The 20,683-nt window shown below is 59.6% G+C and carries 20 protein-coding genes; 11 read left to right on the plus strand and 9 right to left on the minus strand.

Annotated features, from left to right (window positions below):
- Nucleotides 1-50: 50 nt before the first annotated feature.
- Entirely contained in the window at nucleotides 51-1,289 is a 1,239-nt protein-coding gene (locus QMK58_RS25915; RefSeq protein WP_053162604.1) for an MFS transporter, read from the plus strand.
- A 3-nt stretch (nucleotides 1,290-1,292) separates the two neighbouring features.
- On the opposite strand, the gene QMK58_RS25920 is transcribed toward QMK58_RS25915, so the two are convergent.
- Together QMK58_RS25920 and QMK58_RS25925 are read right to left on the minus strand one after the other, a co-directional pair.
- A complete protein-coding gene (locus tag QMK58_RS25920) occupies nucleotides 1,293-1,847 on the minus strand; it encodes a DJ-1 family glyoxalase III (RefSeq protein ID WP_053162606.1) in 555 nt (184 codons plus the stop codon).
- Nucleotides 1,848-1,916: 69 nt separating this feature from the next.
- Complete coding sequence (locus tag QMK58_RS25925; RefSeq protein ID WP_053162850.1) at nucleotides 1,917-2,363, minus strand: DUF4879 domain-containing protein; 447 nt, start codon at nucleotides 2,361-2,363, stop codon at nucleotides 1,917-1,919.
- Between the two features lie 223 nt (nucleotides 2,364-2,586).
- On the opposite strand from QMK58_RS25925, the gene QMK58_RS25930 reads away from it, so the two are divergent.
- From QMK58_RS25930 to QMK58_RS25950, 5 genes are all read left to right on the plus strand, one after another.
- Entirely contained in the window at nucleotides 2,587-3,882 is a 1,296-nt protein-coding gene (locus tag QMK58_RS25930; protein ID WP_053162608.1) for an NCS2 family permease, read from the plus strand.
- Nucleotides 3,879-4,958 (plus strand): tRNA (uridine(54)-C5)-methyltransferase TrmA, encoded by a 1,080-nt coding sequence (trmA, locus tag QMK58_RS25935; RefSeq protein ID WP_320395608.1) that lies wholly within the window; start codon nucleotides 3,879-3,881, stop codon nucleotides 4,956-4,958. Before QMK58_RS25930 ends, trmA begins: the two co-directional genes overlap by 4 nt.
- A 111-nt stretch (nucleotides 4,959-5,069) precedes the next feature.
- Entirely contained in the window at nucleotides 5,070-5,981 is a 912-nt protein-coding gene (locus QMK58_RS25940) for a LysR family transcriptional regulator (protein ID WP_320395609.1), read from the plus strand.
- Nucleotides 5,982-6,121: 140 nt separating this feature from the next.
- Nucleotides 6,122-6,562, plus strand: a complete 441-nt coding sequence (gene aroQ / locus QMK58_RS25945) for a type II 3-dehydroquinate dehydratase (RefSeq protein ID WP_053162614.1) — start codon at nucleotides 6,122-6,124, stop codon at nucleotides 6,560-6,562.
- Between the two features lie 5 nt (nucleotides 6,563-6,567).
- Nucleotides 6,568-7,422 carry a shikimate dehydrogenase gene (locus tag QMK58_RS25950; RefSeq protein ID WP_053162852.1) on the plus strand — a complete coding sequence of 285 codons (855 nt, stop codon included), beginning with the start codon at nucleotides 6,568-6,570 and terminating at the stop codon, nucleotides 7,420-7,422.
- Nucleotides 7,423-7,558: 136 nt separating this feature from the next.
- On the opposite strand, the gene QMK58_RS25955 is transcribed toward QMK58_RS25950, so the two are convergent.
- Complete coding sequence (locus QMK58_RS25955; RefSeq protein ID WP_053162615.1) at nucleotides 7,559-8,236, minus strand: TetR/AcrR family transcriptional regulator; 678 nt, start codon at nucleotides 8,234-8,236, stop codon at nucleotides 7,559-7,561.
- Nucleotides 8,237-8,338: 102 nt separating this feature from the next.
- Nucleotides 8,339-10,240, minus strand: coding sequence for a 3-dehydroshikimate dehydratase QuiC (quiC, locus tag QMK58_RS25960; RefSeq protein ID WP_053162617.1), 1,902 nt, complete (start codon nucleotides 10,238-10,240; stop codon nucleotides 8,339-8,341).
- Between the two features lie 384 nt (nucleotides 10,241-10,624).
- Here quiC and QMK58_RS25965 point away from each other — a divergent pair, with 384 nt between their 5' ends.
- Complete coding sequence (locus QMK58_RS25965) at nucleotides 10,625-11,962, plus strand: MFS transporter (RefSeq protein ID WP_413817396.1); 1,338 nt, start codon at nucleotides 10,625-10,627, stop codon at nucleotides 11,960-11,962.
- Nucleotides 11,963-12,101: 139 nt separating this feature from the next.
- Here QMK58_RS25965 and QMK58_RS25975 read toward each other — a convergent pair whose 3' ends face one another.
- Together QMK58_RS25975 and QMK58_RS25980 are read right to left on the minus strand one after the other, a co-directional pair.
- Nucleotides 12,102-12,986 (minus strand): DMT family transporter, encoded by an 885-nt coding sequence (locus QMK58_RS25975; protein WP_053162621.1) that lies wholly within the window; start codon nucleotides 12,984-12,986, stop codon nucleotides 12,102-12,104.
- Nucleotides 12,987-13,110: 124 nt separating this feature from the next.
- Nucleotides 13,111-13,887, minus strand: a complete 777-nt coding sequence (locus tag QMK58_RS25980; protein ID WP_053162623.1) for an IclR family transcriptional regulator — start codon at nucleotides 13,885-13,887, stop codon at nucleotides 13,111-13,113.
- Nucleotides 13,888-14,042: 155 nt separating this feature from the next.
- Between QMK58_RS25980 and QMK58_RS25985 the strand changes: the two genes are divergently transcribed.
- Together QMK58_RS25985 and QMK58_RS25990 are read left to right on the plus strand one after the other, a co-directional pair.
- Nucleotides 14,043-14,936, plus strand: a complete 894-nt coding sequence (locus tag QMK58_RS25985; RefSeq protein ID WP_053162625.1) for a neutral zinc metallopeptidase — start codon at nucleotides 14,043-14,045, stop codon at nucleotides 14,934-14,936.
- Nucleotides 14,937-15,896 (plus strand): alpha/beta fold hydrolase, encoded by a 960-nt coding sequence (locus tag QMK58_RS25990; protein ID WP_053162627.1) that lies wholly within the window; start codon nucleotides 14,937-14,939, stop codon nucleotides 15,894-15,896.
- Between the two features lie 113 nt (nucleotides 15,897-16,009).
- Here the strand turns inward: QMK58_RS25990 and QMK58_RS25995 are convergent, their stop codons facing one another.
- The 3 genes from QMK58_RS25995 to QMK58_RS26005 all read right to left on the minus strand — a co-directional run bounded on the left by QMK58_RS25995 (nucleotide 16,010) and on the right by QMK58_RS26005 (nucleotide 18,142).
- Nucleotides 16,010-16,603: an HAD family hydrolase gene (locus tag QMK58_RS25995; protein ID WP_053162630.1), complete on the minus strand. Its 594-nt coding sequence runs from the start codon at nucleotides 16,601-16,603 to the stop codon at nucleotides 16,010-16,012.
- Nucleotides 16,600-17,469, minus strand: coding sequence for an acyl-CoA thioesterase II (gene tesB, locus QMK58_RS26000; protein WP_320395610.1), 870 nt, complete (start codon nucleotides 17,467-17,469; stop codon nucleotides 16,600-16,602). Before tesB ends, QMK58_RS25995 begins: the two co-directional genes overlap by 4 nt.
- A 103-nt stretch (nucleotides 17,470-17,572) precedes the next feature.
- Nucleotides 17,573-18,142: a GNAT family N-acetyltransferase gene (locus QMK58_RS26005; protein WP_053162634.1), complete on the minus strand. Its 570-nt coding sequence runs from the start codon at nucleotides 18,140-18,142 to the stop codon at nucleotides 17,573-17,575.
- A 79-nt stretch (nucleotides 18,143-18,221) separates the two neighbouring features.
- Here QMK58_RS26005 and QMK58_RS26010 point away from each other — a divergent pair, with 79 nt between their 5' ends.
- Nucleotides 18,222-19,142 carry a histone deacetylase gene (locus tag QMK58_RS26010; protein ID WP_053162854.1) on the plus strand — a complete coding sequence of 307 codons (921 nt, stop codon included), beginning with the start codon at nucleotides 18,222-18,224 and terminating at the stop codon, nucleotides 19,140-19,142.
- A 281-nt stretch (nucleotides 19,143-19,423) separates the two neighbouring features.
- Entirely contained in the window at nucleotides 19,424-20,665 is a 1,242-nt protein-coding gene (locus tag QMK58_RS26015; protein ID WP_177330211.1) for a TIGR03862 family flavoprotein, read from the plus strand.
- The last annotated feature ends 18 nt before the right edge of the window (nucleotides 20,666-20,683 follow it).

Consider the following 20,683-nt stretch of genomic DNA (forward strand, 5'->3'; position numbering starts at 1 on the left):
TTACAGCTTGGTGATAACCTCGCCGTTCCCCTCCCCCAGATTTGCCGCAGATGCCCAGCCAAGAGCCCTTGCTGTTACGTCACCATCGTCCGTTCCTCGCGTTCTGGCTGGCCCGGATTTTCACCGCCAGCGGTTTTCAGATGCTCACGGTGGCTATCGGCTGGAACCTGTACCAACTGACGGGGAACGTGCTCGACCTTGGCTTGGTCGGCCTGGTGGAGTTTGCCCCGCGCGTGTTGTTCATGCTGCACACCGGGCACGTCGCGGATCGCTATGACCGGCGCAAGGTCGCGGCGATCTGCCAGTCGTTGCAAGCGCTGATCGCCTTATCGCTGGCCATTGGCAGTGCGACGGATCATGTCACTCGGGAACTGATCTTCATCCTCGCCTTCCTGCTCGGTGCGGCCCGCTCCTTCGAGATGCCGACCACCCAGGCCCTGCTGCCGAGCATTGTGCCCAGCGCCCTGTTTCCCCGGGCCGTTGCCGCTGCACAGTCAGCGCAGCAATCGGCGACCATCGTTGCGCCGGCCCTCGGCGGTCTGCTCTACGCCTTCGGCAGTGTCTGGGTGTATGGCCCCACCGTGCTCCTCTATGTCATCGCATGTTCATTGATGCTCAACCTGCCGGCCCGGCAAACGCCGTTGAACAAAGGCAAAGCCACATTGGACTCGCTTTTGGCAGGCGTTCGTTTCATTCGCAGCCGACCGGACATTCTCGGGGCCATTTCCCTGGATCTGTTCGCCGTTCTGCTGGGTGGGGCGACGGCGCTGTTGCCGGTGTTCGCCAAAGACATACTGCTGACCGGCCCGTGGGGGCTTGGCCTGTTGCGCTCGGCACCGGCAGTGGGCGCCTTGCTGATGTCACTGTTCCTGGCGCGATTCGCCGTGGAACGCAATGTCGGGCGCGTGATGTTTACGGCCGTGGGTGTGTTCGGCGTGGCAACCATTGCCTTCGGCCTGTCGACCTCGTTCTGGTTCTCGCTGGCCGTGCTGGTGGTGCTGGGCGCCGCCGACATGATCAGCATGGTGATCCGCGCATCGTTCGTACAACTCGAAACACCGGACGAAATGCGCGGTCGGGTCAGCGCCGTGAACGGTTTGTTTATCGGTGCTTCAAATCAGTTGGGCGAATTTGAATCGGGATTGACCGCCCACTGGTTCGGCACCGTGCCAGCCGTGGTCATGGGTGGAATCGGTACGCTGGTGGTGACCGGGACCTGGATCAAGCTGTTCCCGACCCTGGCCAATCGCGACCGCATGCATGTGCCAAAGGAAGAGGTGAAGGCCTGACCCTCACTTGATCAACATCTCCCCCGCCACCGCCGAACGCGTGGCTTTGCCACAGAGTTGCTCAACCAGCACCAAGGCAAACGCCAATGCCGCGCCCGAGCCTTGGGCGGTGATGCAGTTACCGTCGACCACCACCGGCTGATCGACGAAGTTACAGCCCGACAGCTGATGACTGGCCGAAGGCAGGCATGTCATGCGCCGTTGCCGCAATACCCCAAAGGCTTGCAGCGCCACCGCAGGTGCTTCGGCAATTGCTGCGAACAGTCGACCGGCGGCGGCCTGGTCCTTGATCAATTGCTGCACGGGCTGGTGCGCCGCCAGATGTTGCGCACCCACCGCACCGCCTGGCAGGGCGATCAGGTCAAAAGGCTGGGCCAGCAAATCCACCAACATCGCATCGCAGGTCAGGCGGGTGCCGCGGGCGCAGGTGAGCATGCGTCGCCCCTCGATGCTTGCCACCACCACTTCAACCTGGGCGCGGCGGAGCACATCGATCAAGGTCACGACTTGCAGGTCATCAACACCCTCGGCGAGGGCAATCAAGGCACGAAAGGTCATGGGCTACGATCCACAAAATGATTCTTAAAGCGTAGTCAGCTTTCGTGCCCTCTGTTTCTGGTCCGGCCGTTACTTGATGTAAAGCTGAGTAGACAGCGTATTGCCCGGTGCATTGAGCGAGGTGTTGCTGAAGCTGAAAGTGCCTTCCTGTTTGCCCGCGAGATCGAAGGCATATAAATAGCCGACGGTTTTTTCTCCGGGGGTGCAGGTGGTCAGGTTTCCATTCCTGAAAGCACAGACCGGCGTGCGGGTGCCATTCACTTCGAAGCCGTCCAGCGCGACACGGGGCTCGCGGCCGTAACCGACTTCCAGCACGTAAACAAGGATGTTCGATCCGCTGTGGTCACAACGCGTCTGTTTTTGTCCCTCGTCGATACTTTCGACGCCGCAGGAAGGCGAAGCGACCTTGAGCACCTTCACTTCACTCAAGGGCGGGGCCGATGCCGCCTTGGCCACTTGAGTCCCGAGAAACAACGCCATCAGTACGCCAAATACGCCAGCCAGACGCTTTTTCATCCAGGACCTGTCCACCTCAAAAAACCAGCGCGCAGTATGGCGCACTTGGCTTTGTCGCAAAACATCGACGACGATCACCGCCATAAGCAGCCATAACCCCACGCGACTGGTATGATGCGCGGCTTTTTCCGACCCACAGTATTTTTCAGGCGCGTTCTGCGGTCTGTGCTTTGCTGTTGAGGTCGATACATTCACGGCGCCCGGCGCGCCACGGGGAGCAGACATGCTGGAAAGGCTGTTTCAACTCAAGGCACATAACACCAATGTACGCACCGAGATTCTCGCGGGCGTCACGACCTTTTTGGCCATGGCCTACATTCTGTTCGTCAATCCGAGCATCCTCGGCGAGACCGGCATGGACAAGGGCGCGGTGTTCGTCGCCACCTGCCTGGCAGCCGCCATTGGCTCCACGGTCATGGGCCTGATCGCCAACTACCCGATCGCCCTTGCACCGGGCATGGGCCTGAACGCCTTCTTCACTTATACCGTGGTCCTGCACATGGGCCATACCTGGCAAGTGGCGCTGGGCGCGGTGTTCATCTCGGCGGTGTGCTTCTTCCTGCTGTCGATCTTCCGCATCCGCGAATGGATCATCAACAGTATCCCGCTGCCGCTGCGCTCGGCGATTGCCGCCGGTATCGGGCTGTTCCTGGCCCTGATTGCCCTGCACAACGCCGGCATTGTTGTCAGCAACTCGGCGACCATGGTCGGCCTCGGCGACCTGAAACAGCCGGCGCCGATCCTCGCCACCCTCGGCTTTGCCCTGATCGTCGCCCTTGAAGCCCTGGCCGTGCGCGGTGCGGTGCTGATCGGTATTCTGGTGGTCACCATCATTTCCATCGTCATGGGCTTCACCCCGTTCGGCGGCGTGATGTCGATGCCGCCATCCCTGGCGCCGACGTTCCTGCAACTGGACATCAAAGGTGCGCTGGACATCGGTCTGGTCAGCGTGATTTTCGCCTTCCTGTTCGTCGACCTGTTCGACAACTCCGGCACCCTCATCGGCGTGGCCAAGCGCGCTGGATTGATGGGCAAGGACGGCCACATGCCGAAAATGGGCCGTGCGCTGATCGCCGACAGTACCGCTGCAATGGCCGGTTCCCTGCTGGGCACCTCGACCACCACCAGCTACATTGAGTCCGCTGCCGGCGTAAGTGCCGGGGGCCGCACCGGCCTGACCGCTATCGTCGTGGCGATCCTGTTCCTGTTGGCGCTGTTCTTCTCGCCACTGGCCGCCAGCGTTCCAGCCTTCGCCACTGCACCGGCCCTGCTGTTCGTCGCCGTGCTGATGACATCCGGCCTGGCCGAAATAGACTGGGACGACATCACCGTCGCTGCACCTGTCGTGATCACCGCGCTGGCCATGCCGTTCACTTACTCCATCGCTAACGGCATCGCCTTCGGTTTCATTGCCTGGACCGCCATCAAGCTGATGTCCGGTCGTGGTCGCGAGCTGAACCCGGCGCTGGTGATCCTGTCGATTCTGTTTGTGATCAAACTCGGTTGGTTCAACGCATGACTTTTGATTCCCAGGCTTACGCCACTCAACTCGAAGAGAAGGTCACGCGCTTGCGGGACCTGCTGGCCCCGTTTGATGCGCCGGAGCCGGCCGTATTCGACTCGCCGTTGCAGAACTTCCGCCTGCGCGCTGAGTTCCGCCTGTGGCGCGAAGCCGGCGAACGTCATTACGCGATGTTTTCCCAGGAAGACAAACGCACGCCAATCCTGATCGAAGAGTTCCCGATTGCCAGCCTGCGCATCAACCAGTTGATGCCGCAGCTAAAGGCAGCGTGGCAAGCGAGTGCGCCGCTGAGCCACAAGTTGTTCCAGGTGGAGTTCCTGACCACCCTGGCTGGCGATGCGATGATCACTCTTTGCTATCACCGTCCACTGGACGAGCACTGGCACGCGGCGGCCACGAAGCTGGCGGCCGAGCTGAATGTCAGCATCATCGGCCGTTCCAAGGGCAAGCGCGAAGTCATCGGGCACGATTACGTGGTCGAAAAGCTGGAAGTCTGCGGCCGCACTTTCAGCTATCGCCAGCCGGAAGGCGCGTTCACCCAGCCCAACGGCACGGTAAACCAGAAGATGCTCAATTGGGCATTCGATGCGCTTGGCGATCGCTCCGATGATTTGCTGGAGCTGTATTGCGGCAACGGCAACTTCACCCTGCCGCTCGCCACCCGCGTGCGCAAGGCGCTGGCCACCGAAATCAGCAAGACCTCGGTCAACGCGGCCTTGAGCAATCTCAGCGAAAATGCTGTGGATAATGTCACCCTGGTGCGTTTGTCCGCCGAAGAGCTGACCGAAGCCCTGAACGAAGTTCGTCCTTTCCGGCGCCTGCACGGCATCGACCTCAAGAGCTATGAGTTCGGCAGCGTGTTCGTCGACCCACCGCGCGCCGGCATGGACCCGGACACCTGCGAGCTGACCCGACGCTTCGACAACATCCTGTACATCTCCTGCAATCCGGAGACCCTGGCAGCCAACATCGCCCAACTGCACGACACCCACCGCATCACCCGATGCGCGATGTTCGACCAGTTCCCGTGGACTCATCACATGGAATCCGGGGTGATGCTGACCCGGCGTTGAGTGCATCTGCAAGACGCAAAAACCGTCCTCGTGACGGTTTTTTTGTATTCGTAGGTTTGGCGCTGATAAATACTGGGTCGAATACTTCATCTACCCCCGGTGTAACCCATCATGCAGCGACATTTCGACGATCTACAGCTGGGCAGCATCGAGCTGTTTTGCCTGGCCGCCGAGGCTGGCAGCTTCACCGCGGCGGCGCTGGTGGCAGGGGTAACACCGGCCGCGGTGAGCCGTTCAGTGTCACGCATGGAGGAGCGCCTTGGCGTGCGCTTGTTCGCCCGCACCACGCGCAGCGTCAAATTGACCGACAGTGGCCGCCGTTATTACGAAGAATGCCGCCAGGCTCTGGCACAACTGGTCGAGGCCCAGCGTGAGGTCATGGGTCAACAGCAAGAGCCATCAGGAACCTTGCGCATCAGTATTCCGACCACCTACGCACACCATCGAATTCTGCCGCTGCTGCCCGAATTCCGGGCGAGGTTCCCGGCTGTGAAAGTCGAGTCGCACATCAGCAATCGCAACATCGATTTCGTCGGTGAAGGCTACGACATGGCAATTCGCGTGCGAGCCATCCCGGATTCCGGTCTGATCGCCCGGCATCTGGAAGACGCCGCACTGGTGGTGGTCGCCAGCGCGGATTACTTGAAACGTAACGGTACTCCGCAAACCCTCGGCGATCTTGAGCAACACGAATGCATTCAGTACGAATTGCCCAGCAGTGGTCGGCGTATTGCCTGGCTGTTCAATGATGCCGGCGTACAACGGGAGATTCTGGCCGAGGGCAACCTCAGTTGCTCCGACGACGTACTGGGTGGCGTGACCCTGGCCAAATACGGCGCCGGATTGTTCCAGACCTACCGCTTTATCGTGGAAAAGGAACTGGCCGATGGCTCGCTGCTGGAAGTGCTCAAGCCTTATGGCGGGTGCTCACGGCCATTTACCCTGCTCTACCCGCAAAGCCGTCACGTGCCGCTGCGGTTGAGGGCGTTCATCGACTTCCTCGTAGAGCATTTACCGCGTTAGCCGCTGAAAGTGTCCGATCACCGCCCACAAACAGCCAGCGTGCAGTCACTTCAATTGACCGAATTAACCAGTTAGTACAATTTATCTCCACAGGCTGAAACATACGGCCGAATCCAAAAATAATAAGTGGAGAAATTGCGATGCCCCCTATCGTTCTGGTGCTCAACGGCCCGAACCTGAACCTGCTCGGCACCCGTGAACCGGCAACTTACGGCCACGAAACCCTGGCAGACATTTCGGTCCTGTGCGCACGTACCGCCGAAGAGTTCGGCCTGGCAGTGGAGTTTCGCCAGACTAACCATGAAGGTGAATTGCTCGACTGGATTCACGCCGCCCGCGGACGCTGTGCCGGGATCGTCATCAACCCTGCCGCGTGGACCCACACTTCCGTCGCCATTCGCGACGCCCTCGTCGCCAGCGAACTGCCGGTGATCGAAGTGCACCTGTCCAACGTCCACGCCCGCGAGCCCTTCCGCCACCACTCTTTTGTATCCGCCATTGCGACCGCTGTCATGGCCGGTTTCGGCAGCCACGGCTATCGCCTGGCGCTGGAGCATTTCAGTCAGCGTTTGAAGGGGTGACTACCGTGACTCAGAACTCCGCGATCCTGGCCGGGCTGATCGGCGCCGGCATTCAGGCCTCCCGCACACCAGCGTTGCACGAGCACGAAGGCGACGCCCAAGGGCTGCGTTATCTCTATCGCCTGATTGACCTTGATCAGTTGAAACTCGACAGCAATGCCCTGCCCGACCTGTTAATGGCTGCCGAGCGGATGAACTACACCGGGTTGAACATCACCTTTCCGTGCAAACAGGCGATCATCCCGCTGCTCGACGAACTGTCGCCGGAAGCCCGCGGTATCGGTGCGGTCAACACCGTGGTGCTGAAAGACGGCAAGCGCATCGGCCACAACACCGATTGCCTGGGATTTGCCGAGGGTTTTCGTCGCGGTTTGAAGGGTGTTGCCGTTGAGCGCGTGGTCCAAATGGGCGCCGGCGGTGCAGGTGCAGCGGTGGCTCACGCGTTGTTGAGCGAGGGCGTACAACAGCTGAGCATTTTTGACGTGGATATCCGCCGCGCCCAGGATCTGGCTGACAATCTCAATCAGCATTTCGGCGTGGCACGAGCGGTGGCCGGGTATGACCTGTCAACCGCCATGGCTCAGGCTGACGGTTTGGTGAACACCACGCCGATGGGCATGAAAAAACTGCCGGGCATGCCGGTGCCAGTCGAGCTGCTGCGAGCCGAACTGTGGGTGGCGGAAATCGTCTACTTCCCGTTGGAGACCGAATTGCTGCGCAACGCCCGTGCATTGGGTTGCCGGACTTTGGATGGCGGCAACATGGCGGTGTTTCAGGCGGTGAAGGCGTTCGAATTGTTCAGCGGTGTGGTGCCGGATGTCCAGCGAATGCTTGAGCATTTCCAGAGCATGAATGACTGAAGCGCCAACCTGCTTTTACGTAGGAGCCGGCTTGCTGGCGAAGCAGGCGATGCGGTGAATCAGGTCAGCCGCCTTCGCTGGCAAGCCAGCTCCTACAGAGTGTTGCGTGAATGCGATTGGTTGAGAACCAGGACAATCAAGCCTGCAGGTAGCGCAAAACCGACTCGCAAATCATCTCGCGATGACGCTGTTTGACAGCCTCGTCCGGCAGATCGATCTGAAAAATCTCCCCCACGGTATGGCGGTTCGAAACCCGATAGAAGCAGAACGAACTGATCAGCAGATGCACATCCAGCGGCACCAGGCCCGCGCGGAAGACACCCTCTTCAACACCCCGGCGCAGAATCACATCGAGTGAATCGAGCACGGTGTTGTTCATCGCCCTGATCGCCTCGGAACGCTTTACAAACTCGGCGTTGTGGATGTTCTCGATGCTGACAATCCGCACGAAATCCACGTTGCGGTCGTGGTGATCGAAGGTGAATTCAACCATCCGCCGAATGGCATCCACCGGCGCCAGCTCGGTCAGGTGCAAACGGCTTTCGGTGTTGCGGATGTCGCCGTAAAGCTTCTCCAGCACCTCAACGTAGAGCTGTTCCTTACTGCCGAAGTAGTAATAGATCATGCGCTTGGAGGTGTGAATGCGCTCGGCGATGGCGTCGACACGAGCACCGGACAACCCCTGCTGGACGAACTCGACGATCGCCTCTTGCAGGATGTTCTCGCGGGTCTTTTCCGGGTTGTTCTTGCGACTCTTGCGCGGCTCGGCAACGGGCTGGTCGGGCACTGAAGAGAGTTCTGAAATTGTTGTCATCGCGGGCTCACGGCCATCACTGCACAGGCGGCGATTATGGGCTGCGCGGCACAGTGAAGGAAGCCGCGCAGCAGCGCTTTTGTTACCGTGATTACGATTTCCCTACAACTTTGCCTGACGTACGGCGCCGCTTCGGGATTTGGCCATGGCCGCCAAACGCACGGCTACGTTGGCCGCACCGTAGCCGGCGTAACCATTCTTGCGCTGGATGATCTCGAAGAAGAACCGCCCTTCGAACGGCTCGGTGTACACGTGGAACAGCTCGCCGCCCTGGGCATCGCGGTCGTACAGCACGTTGTAGTACGCCAGTTCGCTGAGGAACTCATCGTCGAAATCGAAGCGCGCCGCCAGGTCATCGTAATAATTTAGCGGGATGTCCAGCAGCGGCACACCCGCCTCTTTCGCCCGGCTGACCTGGGCAAAGATATCGTCACAATCAAACGCAATGTGATGCACCCCGGAGCCGCGATAACTCGACAGCGCGTGTGAGATCGCAGTGTTGCGGTTCTCGGAAATGTTCAGCGGCAGGCGGATCGAACTGTCCCGGCTGCGCAGTGCCCGACTCTTCACCAGACCATAGGGATCGGGCAACACCACTTCGTCATCGGCCTCGAAATCCAGCAGGCTCTTGTAAAACAGCACCCAGCTGTCGAGGCTGTCGGCGGGCAATGCCATGGCCATGTGATCGATGCGCTTGAGCCCTCCGCTGACCAGCGCTTGCGGGGACAGGTTGAAGTCGGTGCCATAGACATCGGCATCCTGATCCACCAGGTAAATCAGGCTGCCATCGGGTGCGCGCACGGCGGCGAGCTCCAGTTCATTGGGGCCGACCAGCCCGCGATACGGCTGACCTTTGTAAGCCACGGCCCGAGCCAGCGCACTGCTGCTGTCCTTGACCCGTACGGCGGTAGCACACAGCGAAGGACCGTGAGCCTCGAAGAAACTGTGCGCAAACGAGTACGGTTCAGAGTTGAGGATCAGGTTGATATCGCCTTGGCGAAACAGGCTGACGCTTTTGGAACGATGTTGCCCGGCTTTGGCGAACCCCAAGCGTTCCAGCCAATGGGAAAGCTTGGCGCCGAGACTTTCGTCCACTGCGAATTCGAGAAACTCGATACCGTTGTATTCGCTGGCCTTGGGCGTTTCAAAGAGAATTTCGCTGTTGCTCGCAGGCTGGGCTTCCATGGCCAGGCGTTCGCGGGTTTTTTCTTCCAGATACAGCAACGAACGCAATCCATCGGCGGCGTTGGCCCGAGGTGGCGCGGCGCGGAAGCCGTCGTTGAAGATTTCCAGCGATAGCGGCCCGGTGTAGCCACTCTTGATGATCGGTGCGAGAAAGCCTGGCAGATCGAATTCACCCTGGCCCGGGAAGCAGCGGAAATGTCGGCTCCACTCCAGTACATCCATGGCCAGAATCGGCGCGTCGGCCATTTGCACGAAGAAGATCTTGTCGCCGGGAATATCGGCGATGGCACTCGGATCCCCCTTGAGCGACAGCGTGTGGAAGCTGTCGAGCAGCACGCCGAGGTTGGGATGATCGGCCTGGCGCACGATGTTCCACACTTGCTGCCAAGTGTTCACATGCCGCCCCCAGGCGAGCGCTTCGTAACCGATGCGCAGCCCACGGGCACCAGCGTGCTCGGCCAGCAAACGCAAATCGTCGACTAAAATCTGTTCATCACCCATGGAGTCGGCCGAGGCGTTACTGCACACCAACACCAAGTCAGTGCCTAGTTCCTGCATCAGGTCGAACTTGCGTTCGGCCCGTTCCAGGTTGCGTGCCAATCGATCACGGCGGCAACCCTCGAAATCGCGGAACGGTTGAAACAGGGTGATGGCGATCCCGAGATCGGCGCACATCTGTTTAATTTCCCGAGGGCTGCCGTCGTAGTAGAGAAGGTCGTTCTCGAAAATTTCGACGCCGTCGAAACCGGCGGCGGCAATGGCTTCGAGTTTTTCCGGCAGGGTACCGCTCAAGGACACGGTGGCAATGGAACGCTGCATAGTTCGGCTCCCGGTGGAGGCAATCTTGTTAGGGGCGTTGCACGCTTTGTATGTAGGAGCTGGCGAAGGCTGCGATCTTTTGATGTTGATTTCGGTTGATCGAGGATGGCCAAAATCAAAAGATCGCAGCCTTCGGCAGCTCCTACGAGGATAGCGTTTGTCTTGGGAGAATTATTGGGCTGACAGCGTGACACAGCAATTCAAAGTGTACTATCTGGTTAGTTTTGTGTGCGATTATCGAACAAAATGGCCGTAGGCGAATTGACGGTTTTTCGTCTTCTGCCCAACATCGACTCCACATTGAGGCCATACCGGTCGCAGTGAACAACAACCAGTTCGATGCTTCAGAACACCACATAACAAATTCAAAAACGGGTGGCACACATGATTCCTTCCCAAAGCTCACGCATGGCTCCGGCCATGAGCGTCACTGCCGGCGGTATCGGCGACAAAATCCGCGGCGCCATGGCAGTCGGCAAAACCCGTTGGGGCATGCTGGCGCTGGTGTTTTTCGCCACCACCCTGAACTACATCGACCGCGCCGCCCTGGGCGTGATGCAGCCAATCCTGGCCAAGGAAATGAGCTGGACGGCGATGGATTACGCCAACATCAACTTCTGGTTCCAGGTTGGGTACGCCATCGGTTTCGTGCTGCAAGGCCGCTTGATCGACCGAGTTGGCGTCAAGCGCGTGTTCTTCTGCGCGGTGCTGCTCTGGAGCCTGGCGACCGGTGCCCACGGCCTGGCCACTTCAGCGGTCGGCTTCATGGTTTGCCGATTCATCCTCGGCCTGACCGAAGCAGCCAACTACCCGGCCTGTGTGAAAACCACACGCCTGTGGTTCCCGGCCGGCGAGCGCGCCGTAGCGACCGGTATCTTCAACGCCGGCACCAACGTCGGGGCGATGTTCACCCCAATGCTGCTGCCGCTGATCCTGCACGTCTGGGGCTGGCAAGCCGCGTTCCTGTGCATGTCGGCGCTGGGCGGGATCTGGTTGCTGTTCTGGGGCTTGAAGTACTTCAACCCGGAAGATCATCCGAGCGTGAAACAGTCTGAGCTGGACTACATCCAGAACGAAGTCGAACCGGAACAAACCCGCGTACCGTTCTCGAAAATCCTGCGCATGCGCGGCACCTGGGCCTTCGCCCTCGCCTACTCGATGACCGCACCGGTGTTCTGGTTCTACCTGTACTGGCTGCCGCCGTTCCTCAACCAGCAATACAACCTGGGCATCAATGTGACCCAGATGGGAATTCCGCTGATCATCATCTACCTCACTGCCGACTTCGGTAGCGTTGGCGGCGGCATCCTCTCCTCGTTCCTGATCGGTCGCGGTGTCAACCCGATCAAGGCGCGACTGATGTCCATGTTCCTGTTCGCCTGCTGCATCATCGGGGTGATCATGGCGGCCGGTTCCAGCAACCTGTGGGTCGCGGTGGCTGCCATCTCCCTGGCCATCGGCGCCCACCAGGCCTGGACCGCAAACATCTGGAGCCTGGTGATGGACTACACGCCCAAGCACATGATGAGTACGGTGTTCGGCTTCGGTGGCATGTGTGCGGCGATTGGCGGAATGTTCATGACCCAGTTGGTCGGCCACATTCTGACCATCACCAACAACAACTACACCGTGCTGTTCACCATGATCCCGGCGATGTACTTCATTGCACTGATCTGGATGTACTTCATGGCTCCGCGCAAGATTCCGACCATCACCGACTGACGTTCGGCGCATTACCCCCTGTAGGAGCGAGCATGCTCGCGAAAAACCTGAGCGCGATGCGGGTATCCAGACAACCCGCGTCATCGTTAACGAACATCGCGAGCAGGCTCGCTCCTACAGGTCGTTTCTCTTTGGGCTTTTACCGGCGGCTTTGCTGCCACGCCGCCGCCAACCCACTGCAGCAGATCACGGCAATACCGATCACGGTGGTCAAGGTCGGCGTGTGGGAAAACAGCAGCCAGCCCAGCAGACCGGCAAAAATGATCTGGCAATAGCTGAATGGTGCCAGCAACGCCGGTGCCGCGAGGCGGAAAGCCTGGGTCAGAAACAGGTGCGCCGTCATCCCGCAAGCTCCCAGCGCCAGCATCATCGCGCCATGCACCAGGTTTGGTGTCTGCCAGAAGAACGGCACCAGCGCACTCATCACCAGCGTGTTGCACAAGCCGGCGAAGAAGTTACTGGTGGTCGGGCTGTCGATCTTGCTGAGCTTGCGCGTCAGCAGTTGATAGAAGCAGAAAAACAGCGCCGAACAGAATGGAAGCAATACCGCCGGGGTAAACAGATCCCCACCGGGATGAACAATGATCAGCACCCCGATAAACCCGAAAATCACCGCCAGCCATTGTCCTCGCGTCACCCGCTCGCCCAGCAGCGGCACCGACAGCGCAGTGACCAGCACTGGAGCCAGGAAGTTGACTGAGGTCGCCTCAGCCAGCGGGATGTACATCAGCCCCGTGGTAAAAAACAGGCTGGTACCCAACAGGCACAGCGCCCGGGCCAGCTGAAGCAGTGGCCGCTTGGTTCGCAGTACTCGCAGCCCGGATTGCGGCAGGAAAATCCCGGCCATCAGCAAGGTATGCACCACATAGCGCGCCCAGACCACCATGACAATCGGGTAGAAACCGGACAGGTATTTGGAAAAAGCGTCGTGGCTGGAAAACAGGAAGGTGGCTACAACGATCAGCAAGATCCCTTTAAAGGGATGGTTGACGCCGGAAAGCGGGGTGCTGGTAGGCGACGTCAAAGCGAAGTCCTTTTTAGGTTGAGGCGCGATTCGATTAATTTAGAACTTGGTTCCACTTTTTCACACAGAGAAAGCGAAAAAAAGGGCGAATACCGCACACTTCAGAATGACAACTCCAAGGCGCTCAAGTGAACAACTCCGACGCCTGACTCGCCGCCGACAATTCCTCAGTGTATTTCAACAACGTGGGCGCCAACTCATGTAATAGCGCGCCCGGTAATCGTGCGCTCGGACCGGCAATGCTGAGCACGCCGATCACTCGCCCCTCCCGTGGATGGCGTATCACCGCCGCAATCGCCGAAGTGCCCACTGCAGAACTTTCTTCGACCCAGGCATAGCCCTGCTCCCGGGCCAGACGCAAGCGCTCCAGCAGTTCAATGTTGGAACGTGGTGCATTCGGTCCAATATCGTGAGGCAACTCTTGCGCCTGCTGCTCCACTCGCGACAACGCCTCGGCATCACTCATGCTGGCCAGCCAGGCGTGCCCGGAAGCGGTGTAGAACAATGGCGCGTCGCGTCCCATGTCGGGGTCGTATCGCAGGCCCGAACGGGCGCCCTGGGATTTGGCGATCCACACTTGTCGTTCGCCCTGGACAACGCCCAACCGCACCAGCTCACCGGTTTCCCGGGCCAAACGATCGAGCACTGGCTGAACGATATCCGCACCACTGACCGACAAGTAACGAAACCCCATGGCGACCAGTCTGGTGGACAGGTGATAGCGCAGGTTTTCCGGATTTTGTCGCACATAGCCCAAACGGATCAGCTCGGCCAACAAACGATGGGTCGCGCTTTTGGGGATGTCCAGTTGTTCGGCCAACGTCTGCATCGGCAAACCCTGAGGTTCACCGGTCAAACTTTCCAAAACGCTGAAGACACGTTCGATCTGACTGCCTGCCATGGGACGTTCCAAAGAAAAATTTTGTTGATTCTAGAAGATAAGGCGATTGAAGCGAAATCTGGAACCACAAGTACAAAAAGCAGTCTGACGACCGGACTGGCGCGGGTCCCACTCAACAGCAACACTCATCGCACGGACAACCAGAGGATTCCCACATGCTATGGAAAAAAGGCCGACGCAGCGACAACGTGGTCGACGCCCGTGGCGATAATGTCGGCGGTGGCGGTGGCGGCATGCGCTTTGGTGGTGGCAAGGGCCTGAGCCTGACGGCGATCCTCCTGATTGTCGGCATTGGCTGGATCACCGGCCAGGATCCGTTGCAAATCCTCGGGCAGTTGACCGGGCAAATGGGCCAGCAATCGGCACCGGCCACCAACCAGAGTCGTCAGGCGCCACCGGCCAATGACCAGGGGGCTGAGTTTGTGCGCTCGATCCTCGGCGATACCGAAGACACCTGGGGTCAGATCTTTCAGCAGGCCGGTCGTCAATATAAGGACCCGACTCTGGTGTTGTTCAGCAACCGCGTCAATTCAGCCTGTGGTCTGGCCACCTCCGCTACCGGTCCGTTTTACTGCCCCGCTGACCAAAAGGTCTACCTGGACATGGCGTTCTTCCAGGAAATGTCCCAACGGTTTTCTGCCGCTGGCGACTTCGCCCAGGCCTACGTGATCGCTCACGAGGTCGGACACCATGTGCAGACCTTGCTGGGCGTCTCCGCGAAAATTCAGACCGCGCGCCAACAGGGTCGGCAGATGGAAGGCGACGGTGGTCTGTTGGTACGCCAGGAACTGCAAGCCGATTGCCTCGCCGGGGTCTGGGCCAACAATGCGCAGAAGCGTCTGAACTGGCTGGAACCGGGCGATATCGAAGAAGCACTGAATGCAGCGAACGCCATCGGCGACGATCGGTTGCAGCAACAAGGGCAGGGCCGTGTGGTGCCGGACTCGTTTACCCACGGTACGTCAGCGCAACGGGTGCGCTGGTTCAAAACCGGTTTCGCCCAGGGCCAGGTTGGCCAGTGCGATACCTTTGCGGCGAAAAATCTGTAAATGAAGAAGTGGTTGTTGGTTGTTCTGTTCACATGCGCAACGTCCCAGGCCGCCGAACGGGCGGTCAACGAGATCAGTCCCGGACGCCTGCTGTTGAAATCAGGCGAAATTGCAGTGGGCATCAGCCCCGCCCCGGCAAAACTCGAACGGGTATTGATCATCCTCCACGGTCGCCTGCGCAATGCGCAAACCTATCTGCAAAGTGGTGAACGGGCGGCCGAACTGGCCGGGCAAAGCGCGACGACCCTGGTGATCGCCCCGCAATTTCTCAACGACACCGACGTCGCGCTGCATCCGGTAGCGGACACCGTTTTACGCTGGCAGGGCGACGAATGGATGGCGGGTGGGGAATCTACCGCACCGTTTCGCCTGAGTTCTTACCAGGCGCTGGACGATATCATCGCCCGCCTGGGTGACCGACAGCAGTTTCCCGAGGTGAAACAGATTGTCATTGCCGGACATTCCGGCGGCGCGCAGGTTGTTCAGCGCTACGCATTGCTCGGTCACGATCAGTCAGCCCTTGAAGCCTCCGGTGTGCAGGTGCGTTATGTGATTGCCAACCCTTCGTCTTACGCCTATTTCGACGAGCGTCGGCCGGTGGCGTTCAACCATGCAGGCTGTCCGGATTTCAATCGCTGGAAATATGGACTGGCTGATTTACCCGCTTACGCCGAAGGACAAACACCCGCACAGTTGCAGGAAAAGTACCTCAAGCGAGACATCGTTTACCTGTTGGGCCAGCAGGACACCAACCCGAATCATCCACAGCTGGACACGCGTTGCGAGGCCAAGGCTCAAGGTCCCTCTCGGTTGGCGCGGGGGCGTTTTTACTTTAGTTATCTGAAGCGGCTGCAACCCGAAGGGCTGAATCAGCAATTGATCGAAGTACCCGGCGTCGGGCATGACGGGGATGGGATGTTTACATCGCCGCAGGGCCAGAAGGCGCTGTTTGGGCAGTAGGGAATGCAGTGGCTGATATGACGCCATCGCGAGCAGGCTCGCTCCCACACTGGAAGGCGATCATCTGTAGGGCGAGCCTGCTCGCGATGGCGATCAAGCAGAGAACAACGCCCTCATGCGCAAAGCATTTGGCGTAACTCAATACAATCGGCTGCATGCCAATCGGTCAATTCCGGCCACGGATTATCCGGCAGATTGACCAGCACCGTCCGCGCTCCCGCTGCCCGACCGCAATCCAGGTCAAACCGGTAGTCACCCACCATTACCAATTCGCTGGCCGGCACGTTCCACGCTTGCGCCAGCTTCAGCAATCCGCCGGGATGCGGCTTCGGTGGTGCTTCATCGCGACCCAGAACATCTTCCACCGCAAAGCAGTCGGCCAGGCCGATAGCTTCCAGCGTGACGTGCGCCAGCTCGCGGGCATTGCGCGTGAGGATGCCCAGGCGATAACCGCGACCGGCCAGTTCACGCACCAGTTCCACGGCACCCGGCGCGGGTTTCGATCCCAGCGCCAGGTCTCGTTCGTGCTCCAGCAGCCAGGCGTGTTTGGCTGCCGCTTCATCGGCCGGCAACGCGGCGAGATGGGTCAGGATGTCGTCCTCGGCAGGAATCGACAACGCCACGCGAATCGCGGCGAAGTCGTGCACGGCGACGGTCAAGGTGCCGTCCATATCAAACACCCAATGACGCACGTCGACCAGACTCATGCCCAATCCTTGCGATGACGAATCAACCCTTCCTGGGTCACCGACGCCACCAGTTGTCCGGCACGGTTAAACACGCTGCCACGGTTGAACCCGCGTGAGTTGCCGGCCCACGGGCTGTCCATCGCGTAAAGCAACCAGTCGTCCGCGCGCAAATCCTGGTGGAACCACAACGCGTGGTCGAGGCTGGCGACCTGCATGTCCTTGTGCCAGACCGTTTTGCCGTGGGGTTGCATCGAGGTCACCAGCAGGCCGAAGTCCGAGGCGTAGGCCAGCAGATATTTATGCAGCGCCGCGGAGTCGGCCAAGGCGCCATCGGCGCGAAACCAGACGTACTTGACCGGATCGCACGGCAGCGGGTTGTAGGGATCTTTTTCGGTCACCGGGCGGAATTCGATCGGCTTGGGGCACAACAGTTTTTCGCGCATTTTCTCGGGGATCAGGTGTGCGCGCTGCTGAGTGATCTCCAGCTCCGACGGCAGGTTTTCCGGACCGACCACTTGCGGCATTTCGGTCTGGTGCCGGAAGCCTTCTTCGTCGTATTGAAACGACGCACTGCACGTGAAGATCGGGTGGCCTTTCTGGATTGCCGTCACCCGACGCGTGCTGAAACTGCCGCCATCACGCACCCGGTCAACCTGATACACCACCGGCAAACCGGCATCGCCCGGACGCAGGAAATAGCCGTGCATCGAATGCACATGGCGCGCCTCTTCAACCGTCTGACTGGCTGCCGATAGCGACTGGCCGAGCACCTGACCGCCGAACAACTGGCGAAAGCCCAGGTCCTGGCTGCGGCCACGGAACAGGTTTTCTTCGATCGGTTCCAGGGTCAACAGGTCGACCAGATCTTCCAACACTTGGCTCATTCAGACTCTCCTCACATACAACATTACCGCGCAGTCTTGACTGCGACAGTCAATTCAATTTCCGGACTGGGCCTATGGGGTCATTGTAAACATCCAAGCAGGCTTATCCATGCAAGGTTTGCAGCCATTGCTCACGGTTGATGCGATACAGCACATGGTGACGCAAGGGATGATCGACGGCGAGCTTGGGGTGGTTGAAATCGTCGGCCGGATCATGCTGCATACCGATTGCCTGCATGACTTTCTGTGATGGCAGATTGTTGTCAGCGGTGAACGAGACGATTTCATTGACCGAAAGGCGATCAAACCCGCACCGCAGAGCGGTCCACGCCGCTTCACTGGCGTAGCCCAGCCCCCAATGTTCACGAGCCAGGCGCCAGCCGATTTCAATGGCCGGGGTAAACGGCGCGTCGAAGCCGACGACGCCAAGCCCGGTGAAACCGATGAACTGGCCTGTGTCCTTGCGTTCAAGCGCCCACAGCCCGAAACCATGCTCGGCAAAATGTCCCCGGATTCGCCCGATCAATGAAGCACTTTCCAATCGACTCAAGGGGGCTGGAAAGTAGCGCATCACCTGCGAGTCGGCACACATTGCCGCAAATTCCGGCAAGTCCTCGTCGCGCCACTGACGTAACAACAATCGCGCACTCTCAAGTTCCAGTATCGGCTCCATTGTTCCCCCGCCCTCCGTTTGCATGCTGCAAGTCTACAACGCTGGTAGGATCCTTCTCTCATTCCTATCCGAAATGACCATGTCACTGCCACTGATTTATCACGAAGACTACAGTCCCGAGTTCCCGGCGGAGCACCGCTTCCCCATGGACAAGTTTCGCCTGCTGCGCGATCACTTGATTGACAGTGGTCTGACCCGCGATGTTGATTTGCTGCGACCTGAGTTGTGCCCGGCAGAGATTCTCGCCCTCGCCCATGACCCTTCGTATATCGAACGCTACATGAGTGGCGATTTGTCCCGCGAAGATCAGCGCCGCCTCGGCCTGCCGTGGAGCGAAGCACTGGCGCGGCGAACCGTTAGGGCAGTCGGCGGTTCGATACTGGCGGCCGAACAAGCGCTGGAACACGGCTTGGCCTGTCATCTGGCGGGCGGCACCCACCATGCTCATTACGACTACCCGGCCGGGTTCTGCATCTTCAATGACCTGGCGGTGATCAGTCATTACCTGCTGCAAAGCGGTCGGGTCAATCGGGTGCTGATCTTCGATTGCGATGTGCATCAAGGCGACGGAACTGCACGGATTCTGCACAACACTCCCGAAGCGGTGACCGTTTCCCTGCACTGTGAGAAAAATTTTCCGGCACGCAAAGCCGAAAGTGACTGGGACATTCCGCTGCCCAATGGCATGGGTGATACGGATTACCTGAGGGTGGTGGATGACGCACTCAATTACTTGCTGCCCCTCTATCAACCAGACCTTGTGCTGTACGACGCCGGGGTCGATGTGCACAAAGACGACGCCCTGGGTTATCTGAAGCTGACAGACGAAGGCGTTGGCGCCCGCGATGAAAGCGTCATGCGCCATTGCCTGGGCCGGGATATCCCGGTGGTCGGGGTGATCGGCGGCGGCTACAGCAAGGACCGCCATGCGCTGGCCCGTCGTCACGGCATCCTCCATCACAGCGCGCAGCGCGTCTGGGCGTCATCAGGTTGTCACTGACGTGTGGATGCTTTACCCACAATGCCTGTGGAACTGCCTGTGGATAACCTGAGTGAAAGCGCCTACAGCCCTTGCTACTTACAGACTACAGAGAATTGGTTATTTTTTAACCAGCATTAAAAACACCGCTCCCCCCCCTGTAGGAGCAAGCTTGCTCGCGATGGCGCAGGCACATTCAACGCATAACCTACTGACAGACCGCTATCGCGAGCACGCTCGCTCCTACAGGGGATCGGGCTGGTAGAATGCGCGGCTTATCCAGCCAAACCGCAGCGCACTCCATGACCCAGCCTTCGAATACCTCCCCTTCTACGGTCGCCATCATCGGTGGTGGCCCCGCCGGTCTGATGGCGGCCGAAGTGTTGAGCCAGGCCGGGATCAAGGTGGATCTGTACGACGGCATGCCTTCAGTCGGTCGCAAATTCCTGCTGGCCGGTGTCGGCGGCATGAACATCACCCATTCCGAAGCCTATCCGGCATTTCTCTCACGCTACGCCGAACGCGCCCCGCAGATCGCACCGTTGCTGAGAGGTTTCGGTGCCGATGCGTTATGCCAATGGATTCATGACCTGGGCATCGAAACCTTTGTCGGCAGTTCCGGCCGGGTGTTTCCGACCGACATGAAAGCCGCCCCCTTGCTGCGCGCCTGGCTCAAGCGCCTGCGCGACAGCGGTGTAGTTATCCACACCCGTCACCGTTGGCTGGGATGGAATAACCAAGGTGACTTGCGCATCGACAGCCCGGAAGGCGAAAAAACCGTGCAAGCCGACGCCACCCTCCTCGCCCTCGGCGGCGGCAGTTGGTCGCGCCTGGGCTCGGACGGCGCGTGGATGCTGCCGTTGGAGCAACGCGGCGTAGGACTTGCACCCCTGCAGCCGAGCAACTGCGGCTTCGAGGTGCAGGCCTGGAGCGATTTAATGATCAGCAAATTCGCCGGCGCCCCGCTGAAAAACATCGCCATTGGCCTCAATGACGACGTACCACGGCTGGGTGAATGCGTGATCACCGCCACCGGAATCGAAGGCAGTTTGATCTACGCCCTGTCTGCACCGATTCGCGAGGCGATCAACCGGCATGGCTCGGCAACGATTCATTTGGATCTGCTGCCGGGTCGGCCTGTGGATAAAATCCAGGTTGCGCTGAACAAGCCACGGGGCTCACGCTCCATGGCCAAGCACTTGCACAGTCAGTTGGGTATCGATGGCGTGAAAGCCGCACTACTGCGAGAACTGACCCCTGCCGACACTTTCACGGACCCGGCCCTGCTGGCCAACGCGATCAAGGCGTTGCCCCTGACGCTGGTAAAAACCCGCCCACTGGACGAAGCCATCAGCAGCGCGGGCGGTGTGCTGTTCGAGGCGATGGATGAACGCTTGATGCTCAAGCAAATACCTGGCGTGTTTTGCGCCGGGGAAATGCTCGATTGGGAAGCGCCGACGGGTGGCTATCTGCTGACCGCGTGTTTCGCCAGTGGGCGAGCGGCCGGATCGGGAATGGTGCAGTGGTTGCAGCGCAAGGGCTAATGACCGCGTAGCTCCCAT

Origin of the sequence: Pseudomonas sp. P8_241 (assembly GCF_034008315.1) — a bacterium.
Taxonomy (GTDB): Bacteria; Pseudomonadota; Gammaproteobacteria; order Pseudomonadales; family Pseudomonadaceae; genus Aquipseudomonas.